The organism is Streptomyces dioscori (assembly GCF_003024195.1).
Taxonomy (GTDB): domain Bacteria; phylum Actinomycetota; class Actinomycetes; order Streptomycetales; family Streptomycetaceae; genus Streptomyces; species Streptomyces dioscori.
This window is the reverse complement of record NZ_KZ679046.1, coordinates 305,465-325,937: the sequence shown is the minus strand read 5'-3', so window position 1 is coordinate 325,937 and position 20,473 is coordinate 305,465. Positions and strand designations below refer to the sequence as shown.

General features: G+C 71.0%; 18 protein-coding genes and 1 pseudogene. 10 read left to right on the top strand and 9 right to left on the bottom strand.

Features of this window, described 5'->3' with window-relative positions; translation table 11 throughout:
- The first annotated feature begins 279 nt into the window (after positions 1 to 279).
- Both C6Y14_RS24135 and C6Y14_RS24130 read left to right on the top strand, forming a co-directional pair.
- Positions 280 to 750 (top strand): DUF5709 domain-containing protein, encoded by a 471-nt coding sequence (locus C6Y14_RS24135; protein WP_107018876.1) that lies wholly within the window; start codon positions 280 to 282, stop codon positions 748 to 750.
- A gap of 55 nt (positions 751 to 805) precedes the next feature.
- Positions 806 to 1,087: a type B 50S ribosomal protein L31 gene (locus C6Y14_RS24130; RefSeq protein ID WP_107018875.1), complete on the top strand. Its 282-nt coding sequence runs from the start codon at positions 806 to 808 to the stop codon at positions 1,085 to 1,087.
- Positions 1,088 to 1,206: 119 nt separating this feature from the next.
- Here the strand turns inward: C6Y14_RS24130 and C6Y14_RS24125 are convergent, their stop codons facing one another.
- The gene (locus C6Y14_RS24125; protein ID WP_107018874.1) at positions 1,207 to 2,001 is read right to left on the bottom strand and encodes a metal-dependent hydrolase; all 795 of its coding nucleotides are present in this window, start codon (positions 1,999 to 2,001) and stop codon (positions 1,207 to 1,209) included.
- 145 nt (positions 2,002 to 2,146) lie between these two features.
- On the opposite strand from C6Y14_RS24125, the gene C6Y14_RS24120 reads away from it, so the two are divergent.
- Together C6Y14_RS24120 and C6Y14_RS24115 are read left to right on the top strand one after the other, a co-directional pair.
- Positions 2,147 to 4,660 (top strand): DEAD/DEAH box helicase, encoded by a 2,514-nt coding sequence (locus tag C6Y14_RS24120; protein WP_107018873.1) that lies wholly within the window; start codon positions 2,147 to 2,149, stop codon positions 4,658 to 4,660.
- Between the two features lie 19 nt (positions 4,661 to 4,679).
- The gene (locus C6Y14_RS24115; protein WP_107018872.1) at positions 4,680 to 5,552 is read left to right on the top strand and encodes an acyl-CoA thioesterase; all 873 of its coding nucleotides are present in this window, start codon (positions 4,680 to 4,682) and stop codon (positions 5,550 to 5,552) included.
- Between the two features lie 503 nt (positions 5,553 to 6,055).
- Here C6Y14_RS24115 and C6Y14_RS24110 read toward each other — a convergent pair.
- Both C6Y14_RS24110 and C6Y14_RS24105 read right to left on the bottom strand, forming a co-directional pair.
- Positions 6,056 to 6,958, bottom strand: a pseudogene (locus C6Y14_RS24110) (DUF6397 family protein); the annotation flags it as partial.
- A gap of 125 nt (positions 6,959 to 7,083) precedes the next feature.
- Positions 7,084 to 7,497: a roadblock/LC7 domain-containing protein gene (locus C6Y14_RS24105; RefSeq protein WP_107018871.1), complete on the bottom strand. Its 414-nt coding sequence runs from the start codon at positions 7,495 to 7,497 to the stop codon at positions 7,084 to 7,086.
- A gap of 94 nt (positions 7,498 to 7,591) precedes the next feature.
- Here C6Y14_RS24105 and C6Y14_RS24100 point away from each other — a divergent pair, with 94 nt between their 5' ends.
- The gene (locus C6Y14_RS24100; RefSeq protein WP_107018870.1) at positions 7,592 to 8,020 is read left to right on the top strand and encodes a PPOX class F420-dependent oxidoreductase; all 429 of its coding nucleotides are present in this window, start codon (positions 7,592 to 7,594) and stop codon (positions 8,018 to 8,020) included.
- 63 nt (positions 8,021 to 8,083) lie between these two features.
- Here C6Y14_RS24100 and C6Y14_RS24095 read toward each other — a convergent pair whose 3' ends face one another.
- The 5 genes from C6Y14_RS24095 to C6Y14_RS24075 all read right to left on the bottom strand — a co-directional run bounded on the left by C6Y14_RS24095 (position 8,084) and on the right by C6Y14_RS24075 (position 13,168).
- A complete protein-coding gene (locus tag C6Y14_RS24095) occupies positions 8,084 to 8,689 on the bottom strand; it encodes a GTP-binding protein (RefSeq protein ID WP_107018869.1) in 606 nt (201 codons plus the stop codon).
- 39 nt (positions 8,690 to 8,728) lie between these two features.
- Positions 8,729 to 9,142 (bottom strand): DUF742 domain-containing protein, encoded by a 414-nt coding sequence (locus C6Y14_RS24090; protein ID WP_107018868.1) that lies wholly within the window; start codon positions 9,140 to 9,142, stop codon positions 8,729 to 8,731.
- A 16-nt stretch (positions 9,143 to 9,158) separates the two neighbouring features.
- Positions 9,159 to 9,596 (bottom strand): roadblock/LC7 domain-containing protein, encoded by a 438-nt coding sequence (locus tag C6Y14_RS24085; protein ID WP_107018867.1) that lies wholly within the window; start codon positions 9,594 to 9,596, stop codon positions 9,159 to 9,161.
- Entirely contained in the window at positions 9,593 to 12,310 is a 2,718-nt protein-coding gene (locus C6Y14_RS24080) for a sensor histidine kinase (protein ID WP_107018866.1), read from the bottom strand. The genes C6Y14_RS24085 and C6Y14_RS24080 overlap by 4 nt, the downstream gene beginning before the upstream one ends.
- A gap of 63 nt (positions 12,311 to 12,373) precedes the next feature.
- Positions 12,374 to 13,168, bottom strand: a complete 795-nt coding sequence (locus tag C6Y14_RS24075; RefSeq protein WP_107018865.1) for an MHYT domain-containing protein — start codon at positions 13,166 to 13,168, stop codon at positions 12,374 to 12,376.
- 179 nt (positions 13,169 to 13,347) lie between these two features.
- Here C6Y14_RS24075 and C6Y14_RS24070 point away from each other — a divergent pair, with 179 nt between their 5' ends.
- The 3 genes from C6Y14_RS24070 (at position 13,348) to C6Y14_RS24060 (ending at position 15,475) form a co-directional block, all read left to right on the top strand.
- A complete protein-coding gene (locus tag C6Y14_RS24070; RefSeq protein WP_107018937.1) occupies positions 13,348 to 13,947 on the top strand; it encodes a class I SAM-dependent methyltransferase in 600 nt (199 codons plus the stop codon).
- Between the two features lie 136 nt (positions 13,948 to 14,083).
- Positions 14,084 to 14,422 carry a hypothetical protein gene (locus tag C6Y14_RS24065; RefSeq protein ID WP_107018864.1) on the top strand — a complete coding sequence of 113 codons (339 nt, stop codon included), beginning with the start codon at positions 14,084 to 14,086 and terminating at the stop codon, positions 14,420 to 14,422.
- A gap of 150 nt (positions 14,423 to 14,572) precedes the next feature.
- Positions 14,573 to 15,475: a hypothetical protein gene (locus C6Y14_RS24060; RefSeq protein WP_107018863.1), complete on the top strand. Its 903-nt coding sequence runs from the start codon at positions 14,573 to 14,575 to the stop codon at positions 15,473 to 15,475.
- Between the two features lie 192 nt (positions 15,476 to 15,667).
- Here the strand turns inward: C6Y14_RS24060 and C6Y14_RS24055 are convergent, their stop codons facing one another.
- Complete coding sequence (locus C6Y14_RS24055; RefSeq protein WP_107018862.1) at positions 15,668 to 15,850, bottom strand: hypothetical protein; 183 nt, start codon at positions 15,848 to 15,850, stop codon at positions 15,668 to 15,670.
- A gap of 302 nt (positions 15,851 to 16,152) precedes the next feature.
- On the opposite strand from C6Y14_RS24055, the gene C6Y14_RS24050 reads away from it, so the two are divergent.
- Both C6Y14_RS24050 and C6Y14_RS24045 read left to right on the top strand, forming a co-directional pair.
- Positions 16,153 to 19,113 (top strand): DEAD/DEAH box helicase, encoded by a 2,961-nt coding sequence (locus C6Y14_RS24050; protein ID WP_225891240.1) that lies wholly within the window; start codon positions 16,153 to 16,155, stop codon positions 19,111 to 19,113.
- On the top strand, positions 19,110 to 20,393 hold the full coding sequence (locus tag C6Y14_RS24045) for an SWF or SNF family helicase (protein ID WP_107018861.1): 1,284 nt from the start codon (positions 19,110 to 19,112) through the stop codon (positions 20,391 to 20,393). Before C6Y14_RS24050 ends, C6Y14_RS24045 begins: the two co-directional genes overlap by 4 nt.
- The last annotated feature ends 80 nt before the right edge of the window (positions 20,394 to 20,473 follow it).

The following is a 20,473-nucleotide window of genomic DNA, read 5'->3' as shown; positions in this document are numbered from 1 at the left end:
GGCGGACCCCGACGGGCCGGAGCCGGGCGTGCCGGGCGTGCGGGGCTCGGGCGGGCCGCGGTCCGGCGGGCCTGAATCGGCAGGCCCGGGCCTCGTGGGAGGCCCGCTCGTGACCGGGCCGGTCCGTCGCGGCGCCGCACCCCGCGACCGGCCCACCCCCGCACTCCCCGAGCGGCCCCACGCGCCCCGTCGGGCTCCGTGACGTTGCGCGGTGTCGCAGGTGGGTGGAAGTGTGGAGGTCGGCGACAGCAGGCCGGCCCGCACCACCTGGAGGTACCCGTGGACAGCGCCGACGGTTGGGGAGACGATGTCTACCAGCCCGACGGATCCGAGGTTCAGGACGACGCCGGACTGCTCGACGCCGAGGACACACTCGAAACCGACGGTGTGAGCGACCCTCTGGACCGCGGCTGGTCACCTCCGGAACGCCCCTGGGCGGTGGAACGCAAAGACGTGACAGCGGCCGGGCGTCACCGCGGCGAAACCCTCGACGAACGCCTCGCCGAAGAGCTCCCGGACATAGCGGCACCCGACGGCGACGGCATCGGAGACTGCCCCGACTCGGACGGCGAACCCCTGGACAACGAAGTGGGCACCCTCCGCTCCGGACGTCTCGTGTCCCCCGGAGAAGGAGCGCACGAGGACTCGGAGAGCGGCCTGATCGCCACCGACGTGGGCATAGACGGAGCCGCCGCCTCGGCGGAGGAGGCCGCCATGCACATCGTCGACGAGGACTCCCTGTCCGGCTGACCGCCTCTCCCCCGCTGCCCGGTCCGCGCACCTCTCCCCCACGCAAGGAGCACTCATGCAGCAGGACACGCACCCCGACTACCACTCCGTCGTCTTCCGCGACCGCGCCGCCGGATACGCCTTCCTGACCCGGTCCACCGCTGCCAGTGACCAGACCATCGAGTGGGACGACGGCCGGACGTACCCCGTCGTGGATGTGGAGATCTCCTCGGAGAGCCACCCCTTCTACACGGGTACGGCCAGGACCGTGGACACCGAGGGACGGGTCGCCCGCTTCGAGAAGCGGTACGGCGGCGCGGGCCAGGACAAGGCGTCGGGCGAGGGCGAATCGTCCTGACCCGACCGGAACGGGTGCCTCACGGCGCCGGGTGACGGCCGCACCCCGTCCGCCGGCCGTACCCCGTCCGACAGCCGCGCCCCGCGTCCCGGTGGCGAGGTCATTCGGATGCGTCGGCCTCAGATGAAGTTGAGCGCGGCCGCGCCCCCCACTCCGCCCAGCAGCATGAACGCCGGCATCAGCACCTTCAGCTCCACCCAGCTGCCCGCCCGGAACCGCAGCACCTTGGGCGGCCCGATCGGGTACCAGCGCTTGCGGCCGATCGGGATCGGCCACAGTATCGGGCAGCCCGACACCGTCAGCGCGTCCCCGATGTCGTGGACCAGTGCCCCCAGGACGATCGGCAGCCCGAGCCACAGGTACTCCTGGCCCGGCTCCGTGAAGAGCCAGTCGGCTCCGTTGCCCGGCTTGTCCAGCACTCCCGCGATGATCCACGCGCTCGCCGCCGCCAGCAGCCAGACCAGGACGTCGGAGCTGGAGCCACGCGTCGCCCGCCACAGCAGCCCCTCGATGGCGAGCACCATGTGGACGGCCAGCAGCGCCAGCACCGCCCAGCGGCCTCCCGTGATCGCGAGGACCGACGCTCCCGCGCCGATCAGCACCGCCCACAGCCAGGTGTGCGTGAGAGTCCGGTGGCCGCCGGAACGGCTCGGGTCGCCGGGCTTCTTCGTCGCCTTGTAGACGGCGTACGAGAGCTTGTCGACGATCTCGCACAGGCCCCGGGACACGGGTCCGAAAGCCCGCGAGATCGTGGCGGCCTTGTGATCCAGATCCGGGGCGAGCGCGGCACCCGCGCAGATCAGCGCGCCGGCCACCAGGACCGGCCAGGGCATCGTGTGGCCGGCGGCGGCTGCCGCCGCCCCGACGCCCAGCCAGGCCGCCGCCCCCGACAGTGAGTGTGCTGGTCCCATCATGGCCGTGCCCCGCCCCATTCCTCTTGTACTGACTGCCAGTTGCCCCGGTGAGCTGACACCTGGTCGGCGACACAGCGTAGCGTTCGTGATCTTCGGCCTCGCATCCGATTCCCTCATCGGGTGGGATGACAGGCAAGATGGGTGTGTGACCCTTATCGATCAGCTGCCGCAGACCGCAGATCCCGACGCTCTCTACGAAGCCTTCGAGTCGTGGGCCGGGGAACGCGGTCTCACGCTCTATCCCCACCAGGAGGAGGCGCTGATCGAGGTGGTCTCGGGTGCCAACGTGATCGTGTCGACCCCCACCGGGTCCGGCAAGAGCATGATCGCCGCGGGTGCGCACTTCGCGGCGCTCGCCCGTGACGAGGTCACCTTCTACACCGCGCCGATCAAGGCTCTCGTCTCGGAGAAGTTCTTCGAGCTGTGCAAGATGTTCGGCACCGAGAACGTCGGCATGCTGACCGGCGACGCGTCCGTGAACTCCGACGCCCCGGTCATCTGCTGCACCGCCGAGGTCCTCGCCTCGATCGCGCTGCGCGACGGCAAGCGTGCCGACGTCGGCCAGGTCGTGATGGACGAGTTCCACTTCTACGCCGAGGCCGACCGCGGCTGGGCCTGGCAGATCCCGATCCTCGAACTGCCGCAGGCGCAGTTCATCCTGATGTCGGCGACGCTCGGCGACGTCTCCATGTTCGAGGAAGACCTGACCCGGCGGACCGGCCGACCCACCTCGGTGGTCCGTTCGGCGACGCGTCCCGTCCCTCTCTCCTACGAGTACAAGCTGACTCCGCTCACCGAGACGCTCACCGAGCTTCTGGAGACGAGGCAGGCGCCCGTCTACATCGTCCACTTCACCCAGGCGCAGGCCGTGGAGCGGGCACAGGCGCTGATGAGCATCAACATGTGCACGCGCGAGGAGAAGGACCAGATCGCCGCGCTGATCGGCAACTTCCGCTTCACCACCAAGTTCGGCCGCAACCTCTCCCGGTACGTACGGCACGGCATCGGTGTGCACCACGCCGGCATGCTGCCCAAGTACCGCCGCCTGGTCGAGAAGCTGGCGCAGGCCGGTCTTCTGAAGGTCATCTGCGGCACGGACACCCTCGGCGTCGGCGTCAACGTGCCCATCCGCACCGTGCTGTTCACCGCTCTGGCGAAGTACGACGGCACGCGCGTACGGACTCTGCGCGCACGCGAGTTCCACCAGATCGCGGGCCGGGCCGGCCGGGCCGGCTTCGACACGGCGGGCTTCGTCGTGGCGCAGGCCCCCGAGCACGTCGTGGAGAACGAGAAGGCCCTTGCCAAGGCCGGCGACGACCCGAAGAAGCGCCGCAAGGTGGTACGCAAGAAGGCCCCGGAAGGCTTTGTGGGCTGGACGGAGGGCACGTTCGAAAAACTGATCTCGTCCGATCCCGAGCCGCTGACCTCGCGCTTCCGGGTCACTCACACGATGCTCCTGTCCGTGATCGCGCGGCCCGGCAACGCCTTCGCCGCTATGCGTCATCTGCTGGAGGACAACCACGAGCCGCGCAAGCAGCAACTGCGGCACATCAGGCGGGCGATCGCGATCTACCGCTCCCTCCTCGACGGCGGAGTGGTCGAGAAGCTCGACACGCCGGACGCGGAAGGGCGCATCGTGCGCCTCACCGTCGACCTGCAGCAGAACTTCGCCCTCAACCAGCCGTTGTCGACCTTCGCTCTTGCCGCGTTCGACCTCCTGGACCCGGAATCGCCCTCGTACGCCCTGGACATGGTGTCCGTCGTGGAGTCCACGCTGGACGACCCGCGACAGATCCTCGCCGCCCAGCAGAACAAGGCCCGCGGCGAGGCCGTGGGAGCGATGAAGGCGGAAGGCATCGAGTACGAGGAGCGCATGGAGCGGCTCCAGGACGTGTCGTACCCCAAACCGCTGGAGGAGCTGCTCTTCCACGGGTACGACACCTACCGCAAGAGTCACCCGTGGGTGGGCGACCATCCGCTCTCCCCGAAGTCCGTCATCCGCGACATGTACGAACGGGCCATGACGTTCACCGAGTTCGTGTCCCACTACGAGCTCGCCCGCACCGAGGGCATCGTGCTCCGCTACCTGGCGAGCGCCTACAAGGCCCTTGACCACACCGTCCCGGACGACCTGAAGTCCGAGGACCTGGAGGACCTGATCGCCTGGCTCGGCGAGATGGTGCGTCAGGTCGACTCCAGCCTCCTCGACGAGTGGGAGCAGCTGGCCAACCCCGAGGTGATGACCGCCGAGGAGGCCCAGGAGAAGGCCGACCAGGTCAAGCCGGTCACGGCCAACGGGCGCGCTTTCCGGGTCCTCGTCCGCAACGCCATGTTCCGGCGGGTCGAACTCGCCGCCCTCGACAACGTCGCCGAGCTCGGAGAGCTCGACTCCGAGGCGGGCTGGGACGCCGATGCCTGGGGCGAGGCCATGGACGACTACTGGGACGAGTACGACGACCTCGGCACCGGCCCCGACGCACGCGGTCCCAAGCTCCTGCTCATCGACGAGCAGCCGGAGAACGGTCTGTGGCGGGTGCGGCAGACGTTCGCCGACCCGAACGGCGACCACGACTGGGGCATCAGTGCGGAGATCGACCTCGTGGCCTCCGACGCCGAGGGACGTGCCATCGTCAAGGTCACCGCCGTCGGCCAGCTGTGAGCACAGGAGAACGCGACACATGACGAACCCAGCGGAACGACTCGTCGACCTGCTCGATCTGGAGCAGATCGAGGTCAACATCTTCCGTGGCCCCAGCCCGCAGGAATCCTTGCAGCGGGTCTTCGGCGGACAGGTCGCGGGCCAGGCCCTCGTGGCCGCCGGCCGCACCACGGACCCGGAACGGCCCGTGCACTCACTGCACGCGTACTTCCTGCGTCCGGGCCGGCCGGGCGTGCCCATCGTGTACCAGGTGGAGCGCGTGCGGGACGGGCGGTCGTTCACCACGCGCCGCGTCACCGCCGTGCAGCAGGGCCGCACGATCTTCAATCTGACCGCCTCCTTTCACAAGCCTGAGGAAGGGAGCTTCGAGCACCAGCTGCCGCCGGCCCGCGAGGTCCCGGACCCCGAGTCGCTCCCGAGCGTCACTCAGGAGATCAAGGAACATCTGGGCGCGCTCCCCGAGACGCTGGAGCGCATGGCCCGGCGTCAGCCCTTCGACATCCGCTACGCGGACCGGTTGCGCTGGACACCGGAGGAGATCGAGAACGCCGAGCCGCGCAGCGCCGTATGGATGCGCGCCGTCGGACCGCTGGGCGACGATCCGCTGGTCCACACCTGCGCGCTCACCTATGCGAGCGACATGACCCTCCTGGACGCCGTCCGTATCCCGGTGGAACCCCTGTGGGGCCGGCGCGGTTTCGACATGGCCTCCCTGGACCACGCCATGTGGTTCCACCGGCCGTTCCGCGCCGACGAGTGGTTCCTGTACGACCAGGAGTCCCCGATCGCGACGGGTGGCCGAGGGCTGGCCCGGGGGCGGATCTACGACCAGGAGGGACGCCTGCTCGTTTCCGTCGTCCAGGAAGGGCTGTTCCGCAAGCTGGAGGACTGACCGGGCACCGGGCCGGGTCAGAGGTTTCTGCGCCGCAGCCAACCTAGGAGGCGCCCGGGTCGCCCCGGTTCATCGATGACGGGTCGCACCTCGGCCGACCGTCGTACTACGGCCGGGTGTGGCGCTGCGGCCGGTGATGGCGCCACGGCTGGGTGCGGCTCTACGGCTGTATGTGGCGCTACCGCTGGGAGCAGCGCTCGGGCCGGGTGCCGCCCCTGGACCCGATGCCCTCCGGCCGGATGAAGCCGTACTTCGGCCGGGCCCCGCTGCTCTCCCGGACGTCGCGGCCCGGCCGGACGTCGTACTCCGGCCGGACGACGCGCTTCGGTCCGGCGCCGCAGCTCGGTGGCCTCTCGCAGCTCGACGGGCTGCCGGTGGTCGAACGGCGTGCGGCGTTCTCCGAGAGGCGCCGACCGGTCGTGCCCCATCTCCGGCGTCCCGGTCTCCGGCGTCCCGGTCTCCGTCGTCCCGGTCTCCGTCGTCCCGGTCTCCGTCGTCTCGGTCTCCGTCGTCGGCCGCGGGGCGGCCCGGCGGTCGCGCGCCTCCTCCAGCCCGTTCGCCAGATCGGCGCGGAGCCAGCTGATCTCGTCCGGATCCGCCGCTGTCACGATCCGGGCCGTGGTGTGGGCGGCGGGCGAGTCGGGCGCACCGTGAGTGATCTGTTCGGGCCGGAACCGGTCCAGGTAGGCCCGCTCGTACGGATCGGGGACGATCTCGGCGACCTGGACGGGGTCGAGCAGCGAGGCCACGACCGCGGCTCGTGCCCATGGGTCCTCGTTCTGCCGAAGCAGGAACCCGAGGTGCCGGCCTCGCCAGTTCCGGGCCCGCAGGTCCAGTCCCGTCTTCAGCTGGTCACGCAGGCTCTCGGGCACACGGCCGTTCAGCAGCGGCGCGTGCTTCTTGTCGTCGGCGAACTGCCGCAGCTCCTCGGCCAGATACAGCCACACCACGGCGCGGTAGCGATTCAAATAGAACTTCACAGGCACGACAAGACCCAGGCGCGCGAAGCGCGTGAACCGGGCGGTCGTGACGCCCATGAGGGCCGCGCCCTCCGAGGTGCCGACTGCTTTGACCCGTTCCCGCAGGGCCTCGGGGAAGCCGTCCTCGGCCCGCACCCTGTCGATCTCCGCGCGGGTGACGCGATGGCCTCCACCGCCCTCGTCGGGAACTGTGCGGATGCGCCCGAGCCGTACGGCGAGGTCGAACTCGCCCCGCTTGAACCCCAGCTCCCGCGCGGCGCGGCTCTGCGCGAGTGTCGAGGCCTGTGTCGGCGTCGACCCGGCAGGCCCGTTCGGACCGGAGACGACGAACTGCGTGACGGACTGCGCGGCCGCCTGCGTGACGGCCTGTGTAGCGGCCTGCGTGGCGACAGGCATGACGGACTGCGTGACGGTGTTGCCGGACATGGTGGTTCTCCCCCGTGCAGCGGTGTGCGCTGTGCGTGCGCTTGCTTCGAGAAAAACCGTAGCCGGTTCACCGCGCCTCGCGCCGAGCCTGTGGATAACTTCGATCGCGACAACGTCTGTGCAGGTCAGATGTCTATGGAGGGCGAATGTTCCGGATGTCGGGCATCGACGTGAAGATGCTCACCGACGCGATTGACGAGCAGAGTCATCTCGTACGCGACCTGGCCGATGTCGGCTTCGGCCGCACTGAGCACGCACAGACAACTACCGGTGCCGGCCGCCGTGACGAAGAGGACCGCGTCATCGAATTCGATCATGGTCTGGCGGACCCGGCCCGCGCCGAAGTGCCGGCCCGAGCCCTTGGCAAGGCTGTGCAGGCCGGAGGAGACGGCGGCGAGATGTTCGGCGTCCTCCCGCCGCAGACCTGTGCTCGCCCCGGTCACCAGCCCGTCGTTGGACAGCACGAGCGCGTGGCGTATGTGCTCGACACGCTGGGTCAGGTCGTCGAGCAGCCAGTCAAGTCCCCGGTTCTCCGCCATGATCCGTCTCCCCGTGATGGTGGCTCCCCCGGGCTGGAGGATCCGATCGACCAGCCTTCCCCACCGTCGCCGTCCGGGCAAGGAGGATAGGGGCATGGCACACAAGATGACCGATGAGGAATGGCGGGCGTTCGTCTCGCACGGAACCCGCACTGGCAAGTTGTCGACCGTCCGGGCCGACGGGCGCCCGCACGTGGCACCGATCTGGTTCGTGCTCGACGGCGACGACCTGGTCTTCAACACGGGGAAGGACACCGTCAAGGGGCGGAATCTGACGCGGGACGGCCGGGTGGCCCTGTGCGTGGACGACGACCGGCCGCCGTTCGCGTACGTCGTCGTACAGGGGCAGGCCCGGATCTCGGAGGACCTCGACGACGTCCGGCTCTGGGCGGGCCGGATCGGCAGCCGGTACATGGGCGAGGAGCGCGCCGAGGAGTTCGCGGCCCGGAACGGCGTACCCGGCGAACTCGTCGTACGCGTGCGTATCGAGAAGGTTCTCGCGGAGGGATCGGTCGCCGACTGACCTCCGGGACAGGTTGCGTCGCGCAGGCAGAGCGCTCGGTCGGCCGCGCGTCGGCCGAGTCCGTCAGCCGACCGAGTCGAGGAGCCGGGCGGTGTGCATCCGCCCGGCGTACTCGACGAGACGTACCAGCACCTCCTTTCCCGAGTCGCGGTCACGGGCGTCGCAGAGCACCACGGGGGTTCCCCGGTCGAGATCGAGGGCCCGTGCTACTTCGTGGGCGCCGTACGTGCGTGCGTCCGTGAAGCAGTTGACCGCCACCACGAAGGGGATGTGCCGGTGTTCGAAGTAGTCCACCGCCGGAAAGCAGTCCTCAAGCCGGCGGGTGTCCGCAAGGACGACAGCGCCGAGGGCTCCTTGCGCCAGTTCGTCCCACAGGAACCAGAACCTGTCCTGGCCCGGCGTTCCGAACAGGTAGAGCGACAGGCCGGACCTGATGGTGATGCGCCCGAAATCCATGGCGACGGTCGTCGTCACCTTCCGGTCCACGCCGCCGGTGTCGTCCGCCGACCGGCCGGCCTCGCTGAGCAGTTCCTCCGTGCGCAGCGGTCTGATCTCGCTGACCGCGCCCACCAGGGTGGTCTTGCCGACGCCGAAGCCGCCGGCGACGAGGATCTTCAATGCCAGGGCGGCCGTCTCACCGCTGGTGGCATCGGAGTGTTCATGGACCATCGATCACTTCTCTCGGATTCGCAGGTAATCGGTCGACGTCTACAGGGCTCTCAGTCCGTCGATGACCTCGCGCAGGATGCGTTCGTCGGGCAGGCGCGCGGGCGGCACAGGGCGGCTGACCGTCACGCAGCCCAGTTCCAGCAGATCGCCCAGGAGCACGCGCACCACGCCCACGGGCAGATCGGTGTCCGCTGCCAGTTCGGCGACGGACTGGGTCTCGGCCCGGCAGAGTTCGACGAGGGCCCGGTGTTCCGGACCGAGTGCGGTGTGCGCGTCGGCCTCGGGTACCCCGGCGTCGAGTGTGACGAGCGCTATCAGGTCGAAGCGCACCCCTGCGGGTCCCGATTCGGTGCGTCCACCCGTCATGGCGTACGGACGGACGAGCGGCCCGGCCTCACTGTCGTACCACTGGCTGCCCGGCTGCTCGGGGGCGGCTGCCCGGTCCTCGGTCATGCGCTCAGCCCCCCGCTCACCCGGCCGCGGGCGGACGGACGCCGGCGCGAGGAGCCGAGTGGAGATGCTCGCCCACCCGTCTGACCAGACGCGCCATCTCGTAGGCGATCAGGCCGATGTCGGCCGTCACACCGCTCAGGACGGCGAGGCAGGACCCGTCTCCGGCGGCCACCACGAACAGGAAGCCGTCATCCATCTCCACCATGGTCTGGCGTACTCCGCCGGCGCCGAAGTGGCGGCCCGCGCCCTTGGCCAGACTGTGGAAACCGGAGGAGACCGCAGCGAGGTGCTCCGCGTCCTCGCGTCCGAGGCCGGTGGACGCGCCCACCGCGAGCCCGTCGTCGGAGAGCACGACAGCATGCCTCACCTCGGCGACCTGCAGCACCAAGTCGTCCAGCAGCCAGCCGAGTTCGCCGGACCGTGCCGCTGTGCCGGTATCCGGATCCTGGATCATGCGAGGTCTCCTTCGCTGCTGTCGCCGTCCTCTGCGGGGCCGGGCGTGGCGCGGGGACCGGGGGAACGGCCGCCGCCGCGGGCCCACCCCGCGCGGTAGGCCGCCATCCGGTCCCGTACCGCTTCGGGGGTGCGCTCGGCGTCGTCCTGATGACGTGCCGGGTCCACGGGCTCTGCGGCGCGCTCTTCGCGCAGTTGCGGGGCGAGGCTGGCCTGACGAACGCGCCGCGGGAGTCCGTCGGACGCGCCGGACGCGTCGGACGGCTCGGCATCGTCGAGGGAACGGTGCAGGCGCAGGGTGATCACCTCGGGCGGTGGTCCGGCGTGCGAGCCGTCCGCCGTCGCCTCCGCCGGGGCGGCTACGGGCGGGACGAGTGCGGGTCGTTCGATGTGGGCCTCCACGGAGTCCTGCCGCGGAGCCGGCCTCACAGAGTTTTGTCGAGGCGCGGGCCCCACGGAGCCCACGGAGTCCTGTCGAGGCGCGGGCCCCTCGTGGTCCTGTCGCCGCGCGGGACCGGGCACGCGCGCGTACTGGCGTCCGACGCCCTGTCCTGTGGTTGGTTCGGCGGGCTGTTCCGTCGGCCGTGCGGCAGATCGTCCGGGAGGCGGTCCAGCAGGTCGCCCGGCCCTGCCGCGACGAGCACCGGAACGTTCCTCCGTGCTCGTGTGCAACAGCGCGGTGGGCAGGAGGATCACCGCCGTGGTGCCTCCGTAGGGCGAGGTCCGCAGGTGCACCTTGATGCCGTGCCGGGCGGCGAGCCTGCTCACCACGAAGAGGCCGAGCCGGTCGCTGTCGAACAGATCGAGTGCCTGGGACTGCTCGATGCGGCGATTGGCCTCGGCGAGGGTCTCCTTGCCCATGCCCAGTCCCCGGTCCTCGACCTCCACGGCGTATCCGTTGCCGACCGGCTCGCCGGTGATCCGCACTCTGGTGTGGGGCGGGGAGAACTGGGCGGCGTTCTCGACGATCTCCGCCAGCAGATGCGTGAGGTCGGCGATCGCCGCTCCGACGACCAGGGTCTCCGAAAGCTGTCGTACCTCCACGCGCGCGTAGTCCTCGACTTCGGAGACTGCGGCGCGCACTACGTTCGTCAGGGAGACCGGCATGCGCCACGCCCGGCCGGGGGCTGCTCCCGAGAGGATGATCAGACTCTCCGCGTGACGTCGCATCCGGGTCGTGAGGTGGTCGAGCCGGAAGAGGTCGCTCAGCTCGTTCGGGTCCTCGGAGCGCCTCTCCATGCTGTCCAGCAGCCTGAGTTGACGGTGGACGAGAACCTGGCTGCGGCGGGCGAGATTGACGAAGACACCGGAGATCCCGCCGGCGAGTTCCGCTCGTTCGACGGCCGCGTGCAGGGCGGCGCGGTGCACGGTGGTCAGGGCTTCCGCGACCTGCCCCGCCTCGTCCTCGGCGGGCGGCCCCGGCGGAGCCTCGGAACGGACGTCGATCTCCTCTCCGGCCCGCAGTTTCCGCATGGCGTCGGGCAGTTTGTGCCGGGCGATCTCCAGGGCGCTGTTGCGCAGGGTCACGAGTTCGACGACCAGGCCGCGTCCGATGCGTACGGAGATGAGCAGCGAGGCGGCGACGGCTGCGAGCCCCAGGAGGACCGCGGCACCCGCAGGCGAGAGCAGGCCGCGCCGGAGGGGATCCGTCCGGTCCGCGACGTCACGGCCGGCGTCCGCCTCGATGGTCCGCATGTCGTCCCGCACGCGCGCGTGGGCGGCGTTCCAGGTCTCCCCGGGCGAGGCCTGGAGGGGCGTGGCACCGGGCGGGGCGGTGAGAACCCTGTCCTCGGCGGCCGTCATGTCGGCGTACGCGGCGCCCTCCGTGAGATTCCGCCAGGCGGCTCGTTCAGGTCCGCGGAGGTCGACGACAGCGGAGTCGGTGAGCAGCCTGCGCGTGTCGACGGCGCCGGTGAACAGCCGCAGCCGCTGGCCGTCGAGGGGCTCTGTGCGGCGGACGCCTGCGAGTACCGCGTCCTCCTGTGCCAACGCCTCTCCCGCGCGGGAGAACTCAAGCAGTACGCGCGCGTCGGATCCGATCTCCGCCTCCTGGATGCCGGTGAGCGCTCCGCCCACCCCGAAGGCCGTCACGATGGTCCCGGTGTACCGCCTGTATGTCTCGTCCCAGCCGGTCCTGCGGTCGAGTACGGCGGTCCGCACGGCGCGGAGCTGCTCCGCGCCGGTCACGAAGGTTTCGAGACGTGCGGCCACCCCGGCGGGAAGTTCCCCGCTGTCGGCGACGGTGCCGCCTTCTCCGAGGCGGAGTTCCGACACGGTCCGGTCGGTGCGCGCCGCCAGCTTCTTGAGGTCGCGCTCCCGGTCGGCCGAGGGGCGCGTGGCGTGGCGGACGGCTGCCACGCGTTCGTCCTGGAGCGCGATGACGGCAGCTGCGACCGGGGTACGCACCTCGGCGTCCACCCGCTGCAACTGGCGCAGCCGTGCGACGTCCTGGGCCGTGGTGACGGTGGCGTGTGCCCACAGGGCGAGCAGGGAGACGACCGGGACCATCAGCAGGCAGACGATCTTCGCTCGCACGGTACGGGGCCTCGGACTCCATCTCCCCGCGCGTGTGGGCGCGTTTCCCGGTTCCGTGTCGTCGGTTTCCTCGGGGCCGGAGTCTTCGTCGGCCGGCGGTCCGGCATGCGCGCGACGGCCCCGTGTCCGGGCCGTCGACGGCTGTGCACCGTCTGTCGGGGTCCTTCGGGATGTACGCATGGCCTTCTCGCTCGGGGTGGTTCGGTGGGCACGCCCTGTCGGGTCGCCGGTCCGGGATCGCCGTTAGGTACTCCTGGGCGATGTCAAGAAGCGGTCGCTTTCGACGGGCCGCTGGGCCGACGCGGAGGCCTCGCGCTCGTCCGCTGTCGGGGAGAGCGCGACGAACGCCGACGTCAGGAAGAGATAGGACCCGAGGCCGACGGCGAGGGGGAACACGAACTGCATCGCCGTTGCCCCGGGCAGGGCCTGTCCGGAGGGTGTGACGTGGACGCCGACCGCGAACATCCCGGTGTAGTGCATGCTGCTGACCGCCCCGCCCATGACGAGCGAGGCGACGGCGACCGCGACCGGCGAGCTGATGTTGAGTGCCGCCCACAGTGCGGCGGTCGCCGCGACCACGGCGATGACGACGGAGACTCCGACGAGCAGCGGGTCGTAGCTCACCTCGCCGTGCAGCCGCAGCGCGGCCATGCCCAGGTAGTGCATGCTAGCCACGCCCAGCCCGGTGGTCAGGCCGCCGAGGACGAGCGCGCGGCCGCGGTACCGGCCGTAGCCCACGGCGAAGACGCCCGCACCGACGACGAGGATCGCGACGAGGAGGCTGAGCACGGTGAGCGGCACGTTGTAACGGATCTCGGTGCCGCTGACGCCGAAGCCGAGCATCGCCACGAAGTGCATGGTCCAGATGCCCGTGCCGATCGCGGAGGCCGCGGTGAGCAGCCAGTTGCGGCGCGAGCGGCCACGGGCGCCGAGCGCGCGGACCGTGCAGCGCAGTCCGAGCCCGGCGCCGATGCACGCCATGGCGTACGACAGCACGGGGGTCAGCCAGCCGAAGGTGGCGTGGTCCAGGTGTCCCATGGCTCCGGGACGCTAGTCCGGCCCGGGGCGCGAGCAGGGGGCGAGTTTCGAAAACTGCTGGAATATGGCGTAGCGATGCGGGGGAACGATCGCGGCACGCTCGAACGTGTGCACCGCCTCGTGTTTCGCGTCGCTGTTCGATCGTGTCGCTCATCGTGCGATGCGAGATCATGCGGTGCATGAGCGACGACCACACGCATGTCCAGGAGTTCTTCTCGGCCCGCGCGGCCGGCTGGGACGACCGTTTTCCCGACGACGGCCCGGCGTACGCGGCAGCAGTCTCCGAACTGGGGCTGCGGGAGGGCGATCACGTGCTCGACGCGGGTTGCGGCACGGGACGGGCTCTGCCGACCCTCAGAGACGCCGTGGGGCCCTCCGGGACGGTCCTCGGCGCGGATCTGACGCCGGCCATGCTGGAGGCGGCGGTGCGGGCACGACGCGACCGGGCGGGGCAGTTGCTCCTCGCCGACGTGTCGCGCCTGCCGCTGCGCGCGGAGTCACTCCATGCCGTCTTCGCGGCCGGGCTCATCGCGCATCTTCCGAACCCCGCCGAGAATCTGCGGGAATTGGCACGGGTCGTACGGCCCGGCGGGGTCCTGGCGCTCTTCCACCCGATCGGCCGGGCCGCGCTCGCCGCGCGCCAGGGACGGCGGATCACCCCGGACGACCTGCGGGCGGAGGGCAGCCTCGGCCCGCTCCTGTCCGCCTCCGGCTGGCGCATGACGTCGTATGTGGACGAGGACGCCCGTTTCCTCGCCCTTGCCGTGCGGCACCCCTGAAACGCCGCCCGGGACCGCCCTGTTCGCCGATCCGACGAGGGCGTTCGGCAAGGGTTCACGACACCGCCCCCTTCTGGTGTCGAAGTTTCAACTCTACGTTGAGCAGAGACAGATGGGCGATGACCGAAGACGCAGTATGCGGGGGAAGGTGGCCCGAATGTCCGGCTCGATGGCTCGACTACGGAAGCTTTTTTCACGCCCACGGCCGGCTGGGTCCGGGCACCCTGTGCCTTCGGCCGGGCCTCGTCCCAAGAAGCAGACGCACAACTTGTTCGAAGCAGCGGCGGCCTACGTGGCGGCGGGCGTCGAGGACGACCAGGACGGGGTCGACGAGGCCGCGGCCTGGGTGTCGCCGGAAGCTCTCTCGTTCGGTGTGAACGAGCTGGCGTGCCGGGCCGTCATCGCGCTCGCGCGAGAACGCGACGAGTCGCCCACGGCGGTGGCCCGGACGCTCCTCGGCCTGCCGGTCGCCTGACGGGAGCGGAAGCGGAATCAGTGCGACCGCGGGTGGTCGCTTCGGTCGCGTTCTGCAGCATGAGAGCAGGTCCCCGCGTGTTCCGGCCCCGTGACAACGGCCCCGGCGCGCATTAGGGTGCGCCGACGGATGTAGCGAGGGGAGGCTGGGATGGCCGGGACGCAGGACGAGACCGTCGCCACCGGGGACGACGACGCACTGTATGTACTGACGGCGGTGCTCTTGACGCCGGCGCAGTTCCCCAGCGTGCTGGGCGACGACTACCCGGAGGCCTGCGCCGCGCTCGGCCTCGCACCCCTCGCCGACGGGTACGGGCTGGTGCTGGGGCAGGACGGCGACGGCGCGCGGTGGACCGTCGTCATCGACGACGTCTCGCTGGTGGCCGTCGCCATCGCTTCCTGGGACTGCGGCATGGAGTACGACCTGTCGCCGGACGATCGCTCGATGGTGGCCGCGCTGCCCGGGTGGCCGCTGGCCGTGGCGGTCGCGGCGCCCGGTGTGCCCGCCCCGCACGATCCCGCCCCCGAGATCGCGGAGCAGGCGCCGCTGTGCCCGCCGGACGCGTCCGCCTGGGGTGCGGCCCAACGGCGCCTCGGCGCGGACGAGATCGCGCTGCAGTGGGCCGCCTGGCGTGAACAGATCGACGAGACCGAGTTCGCCGTTTCGCCGGACGAGGGGCCCGCTCCGAGTGATGGCACCGCCCGGACCGGCGGGGACCGTGCGGACGAAGACGGTGGCGACCCTGGCGACGGGGACGGTGGCGACAGGGACGGCGGGCGGGCGCCGCTCACCGGCGTCCAGCGCGTCCTCTCCGAAGCGCACTCCTACGTGGACGCTCCTCCGCCGCTCGGCCGTGTGCGCTCGTCCTTCGCTCCGGGGGACGCGCGGACGCTGCGCGCCGACGGTCCCGGCTGGTCGTTGGTGGCGCGGACCGACGACATCGCCTTCGTACTGCTCGACGAGAAGCCCGGCGAGATCCTTCCGGTCGGCCGCGGACCCGAATTGCCCGGCCTTCTTGAGGCACTGGACAAGATGGCCGTACGCCCGAACTGAACCCGGCGGACCTCAGTGGTGCGCAGGCAGTGCCGACGCCACCCGCGGGCCACGCCATCGGCAGGCCTGCGAGCGGCGACGAGGTCGACTCTTGCCTCTCTCCGGAGAGCCGCCCAAGAGGAAGTGCCCGGAGAGGAACTGATCGAAGAGGGAGTGCCTGACGAGGAACTGATCGAGCAGGTGGTGTCTGTCTCAGCGGCCGAGTTCCTTGCGGCCGACACGGCGCAGCCTGCGCCGCTGCGAGGGGTCCAGCGTCAGATACGCCGCCGCGGGAACTCCCAGGACGATCAGCAGGGCGGCCCACCAGGGCAGCCAGAAGAGCAGGACGATGCCGACCGCGACACCGCCTACGGCTATCTTCGCGTTCCTTGACATGTGCGTAGCCTCCTTAGCGGCCGCTGCCGCTCTCTGTTCTGAGAACGGCCCCGCGCTCCCGACGGTTCCGGGCTCGACCCTGATACGACCCTGAGGTGCGCCCCCTATTCGACCCTGAGGGGCTCTCCGGCCTCGTACAGGCGCGTCAGGGCCTGCCGGTAGGAGTCCACGAGCCCCGCCTCACCACCCTGGGCGAGAAGTGACCGGCCTCACAGGTCGAGGACTTGGTTCCTCCCGTGTCGCGCTGTACCCTCGGCGAGCTCAACCCCCAGTAGTCAAAATTGAGGAACACACTCATCCCTGTGCAGAGGATTCCTGCCCCCACCCCCTCCGAGATCTCCGAACTGGCGCGCTGCTGCGCCGTCTTCGTTCCCGCCGACCCGGCCCGTACGGGCAGCGTCGCCTTCTGGCTGCCCGACGGCGAGGAGCCCCCGGCCATCGGTTCCGGCAGTCACGTTTTCGGCACTGGTCACGGATCCGACTCCGGATCCGATCAGGACAGCGATTCCTGTTCAGGTTCCGGTTCCGACTTCGGTCCAGGCTCTGGGCCGGGCTCCGTGGAGGAGCTGTCCGTCGTCCTTCCCGGCGAGGACGGGGTCGAGTTGGTGCGGGTGTCGGCCGTCGTCCTGCCGGTGCGGATGGCGCTCCCGGTCCTCACGCGCGCGCGTGCCGCCGCGCACACACACGGTTCGACCGCTTTCTGGGGTGCCGCGGCCGTACTGGCGCTGCAGTTCGCCGCGCGCGGGCTGCTGCTGCCCGGCCTGAGCTCCGGTGACCATGACGCGTGGCGCGCGGGCCCTCTGGGCTCGCGGGACCTGGAGCGGATCCGTGAGCTGGCCGCCGCGATGCCGCCGCACGCCCACGCGGTGCCCGTCGACACGACCGAACCGCTGCGACTGCCCGATCCGGAATGGCTGCTGCGCGCCTTCCTGGACGCCGTCGCCGACACCCTCCCCCGCTCCCCCGCGGCGGCGCTCGCCGCGGGCGGCCCTGCCTTCGCCGCCACCGAACCGCAGCATGTGCCCGAGCATCGCGCGTGGGCGGCCGATGTCGCGGCGGGCCACGACGCCGGCGTACGGATCTCGTTGCGCGTCGAGGTGCCGGGGCTCGCGTCGGCCGTGTCGGACGAGAACCGGTTGCCGTTCCGTGCGGTGCTGCAACTGCACAGTGTCAGCGACCCGGCCCTGCTGGCGGACGCGGCCGAGGTGTGGAGCGGGTCGAGTCCGGCCTTCGGCCCGCGCGCGCGGATGGACGCCCTGCTCGCGCTGCGCCGCGCGGCCAGGGCCTGGGCACCGCTCGCGCCCCTGCTGTCGGCGACCGTGCCCGACTCGATCGAACTCGCCGACGAGGAGGTCACCGAACTCCTGGGCGAGGGGGCGCGATCACTCACGGCCGCCGGTGTGGAGGTGCACTGGCCCAGGGAACTGGCACACAAGCTGACCGCTCGCGCGGTCATCGGCCCCCCGGACGACGAGCGGGCCGGTGGCGGAGCGGCCTCGGACACGCCCTCCTTCCTGTCGGCCGACGCACTTCTGACGTTCTCCTGGTGGTTCGCTCTGGGTGACCAGCAGTTGACGCGCCAGGAACTGGACCAGCTCGCCGAGGCGAACCGCCCGATGGTGCGGTTGCGTGACCAGTGGGTCCTCATCGATCCGCAGGAAGTGCGTCACGCCCGTACCCAGCAGGACCGCAAGCTGACGCCCGTCGACGCGCTGAGCGCCGTTCTCACGGGCTCCACGGAGGTAGACGGCCGCAGGGTCGACGTACGGCCCACAGGGTGGCTGGCGACGCTGCGGGACCATTTGTCGGACCCGGAGGGGCAAGAGCCGGTCGGGCAACCGCCCGCGCTGGCCGCGACCCTGCGCGACTACCAGCTCCGCGGGCTCAACTGGCTGGCCCGTATGACGTCCCTGGGGCTGGGCGGCTGTCTCGCGGACGACATGGGCCTCGGCAAGACGATCACGCTCATCGCGCTGCATCTGCACCGGCAGACCGACGAGTCGGCGGCGGGACCCACACTCGTCGTCTGTCCGACGTCCCTGATGGGCAACTGGCAGCGCGAGATCGAGAGGTTCGCCCCCGGCACTCCCGTCCGCCGCTTCCACGGGGCCCGGCGCAGCCTGGAGGACCTGGCCGACGGCGAGTTCGTCCTCACGACCTACGGCACCATGCGCCTCGACACGGCACGACTTGCGGACGCTTCCTGGGGCATGGTCGTCGCGGACGAGGCGCAGCACGTGAAGAACCCGTACTCGGACACGGCCCGGCAGTTGCGGACGATCGACGCACGCGCGCGTGTGGCGCTCACCGGCACGCCGGTGGAGAACAACCTCTCCGAGCTGTGGGCGATCCTCGACTGGACGACACCGGGTCTGCTGGGCCGGCTCGGCACGTTCCGCAACCAGTACGCGAAGGCCGTCGAGGGAGGGCAGGACCCGGGGGCGGCGGACCGGCTCGCCCAGCTCGTGCGGCCTTTCCTCCTGCGGCGCCGCAAATCCGATCCCGGTATCGCACCGGAGCTGCCGCCGAAGACGGAGACCGACCGCGCGGTGTCCCTCTCCAGGGAACAGGCGGGTCTGTACGAGGCCGTGGTCCGCGAGACCCTCGCGGAGATCGCGGGCGCCGACAGCATGGCGCGCCGCGGACTGATCGTGAAGCTGCTCACCGGTCTGAAGCAGATCTGCAACCACCCGGCGCAGTACCTCAAGGAGGACCGGCCGAAGATCGCCGGGCGCTCCGGAAAGCTGGAGCTGCTGGACGAACTGCTCGACACCATCCTCTCCGAGGGGGCATGCGTTCTGGTCTTCACGCAGTACGTGCGCATGGCCCGTCTGATCGAGCGCCATCTGCACGCGCGCGGTGTGCACTCGCAGTTCCTGCACGGAGGTACGCCCGTCCCCGAGCGCGAGGCCATGGTCGAGCGCTTCCAGGGGGGCGAAGTGCCCGTCTTCCTGTTGTCGTTGAAGGCCGCGGGCACGGGCCTGAACCTGACGCGGGCCGAGCATGTCGTGCACTACGACCGCTGGTGGAACCCGGCCGTCGAGGCACAGGCCACCGACCGCGCGTACCGCATCGGCCAGACGCGGCCGGTGCAGGTGCACCGGCTGATCGCCGAGGGGACGATCGAGGACCGCATCGCGGACATGCTGCTGCGCAAGCGGGAGCTGGCGGACGCGGTGCTCGGATCCGGGGAGTCGGCCCTCACCGAGCTCACCGACGCGCAACTGGCCGACCTGGTGGAACTGCGAGGAGGCGCCCGATGAGCGATCCGTACGAGAACACTCCGGAGCGCGTTTTCGCCGCCCTGCCGCCCTCGCAGGGCGGGGGCTTCGCCCGGAGCTGGTGGGGGCAGGCCTGGCTCAAGGCGCTGGAGGACGCCACGCTGGACCTGAAGCAGCTGAAGACGGGCCGCCGGCTCGCGCGCGCGGGAGCCGTGGGCGCCGTGTCGGTCCGCCCCGGGCGTGTCACCGCCGTGGTCAACGACCGTGACCACACGGCTCATCGTGCGGACGTCCTGCTCCCGGAGCTGTCCGAGGAGCAGTGGGACCGGTTCCTGGGCATGGCGGTCGAGCGGGCGGGGCACATCGCGGCACTGCTCGACCGTGAGATGCCGCCGCATCTGGTCGAGGACGCGGCGACCGCCGGTGTCGAACTTTTGCCGGGCATGGGCGATCTGGAGGCGGAGTGCGACTGCGACGCGTGGGACCACTGCGGTCACACCGCCGCGCTCTGCTACCAGGTGGCGCGCCTGCTCGACCAGGATCCTTTCGTGTTGCTCCTTCTGCGCGGCCGCGGCGAGCGCGAACTCCTCGACGAGTTGCAGTTGCGCAGCGTCTCCGCATCCGAAACCACCGCGGCGCGGCAGGAGACGGCGCGGCAGGAGGCGCACGCGGGCGTGGACGCCGCCGAGGCGTACGCGGCGGGGGAGATTCTGCCGCCGCTGCCCGAGGCGCCTGCCGTGCCCGGGGAACCGGGGCTGCCGCCGTCGCTGGACACCGAGACCGACCCGGCGCCCGGGGTCGATCCGTCCGCCCTGGAGTTCCTGGCGGCGCAGGCCGCCCGTGACGCGCACCGGATGCTTGTCGACGCGCTCAGGGCGGGCCATGAACAGCGCGTCGCGGAGGCTGGGCTGACGCCTGCGCAGGATGCCGTACGGCTGGCTTCGGGCGGGCCCGAGGTCCCGGTGGCCGCCAGGCTCGCCGAAGGGTCGGGGCGCGACCGCGAGGGCCTGGCGCTCGCGGTCCGCTCCTGGGAGTACGGGGGTGTCGCCGCACTCGACGTACTGGAGACGGACCGGCAGGCCGAGGCGGAAACGCTCGCACGCGCGCGTGCCGCCCTGGAGTCTGCTTGGGAGGAGCACGAACGGCCCGTCCTGCGCGCGACCCGCAGCCGCTGGACCGTCGACGGCGGACAGGCCCAGCTCCGGCTGGGGCCGGACGGCCGGTGGTGGCCGTACCGCAAGGAACGGGGCCGCTGGGCTCCCGTCGGCCCGGCCTCCCAGGACCCGGCGACAGCGCTGGCCCAGGCTTACGGGCTGGAGTAGCAGTTGGCCTGTGGCCGGAAGTGGACACCGGGTCCCGGGACAGGCAGGCACAGAAGTGCGGGACCGGCAGGGCAGAAGCG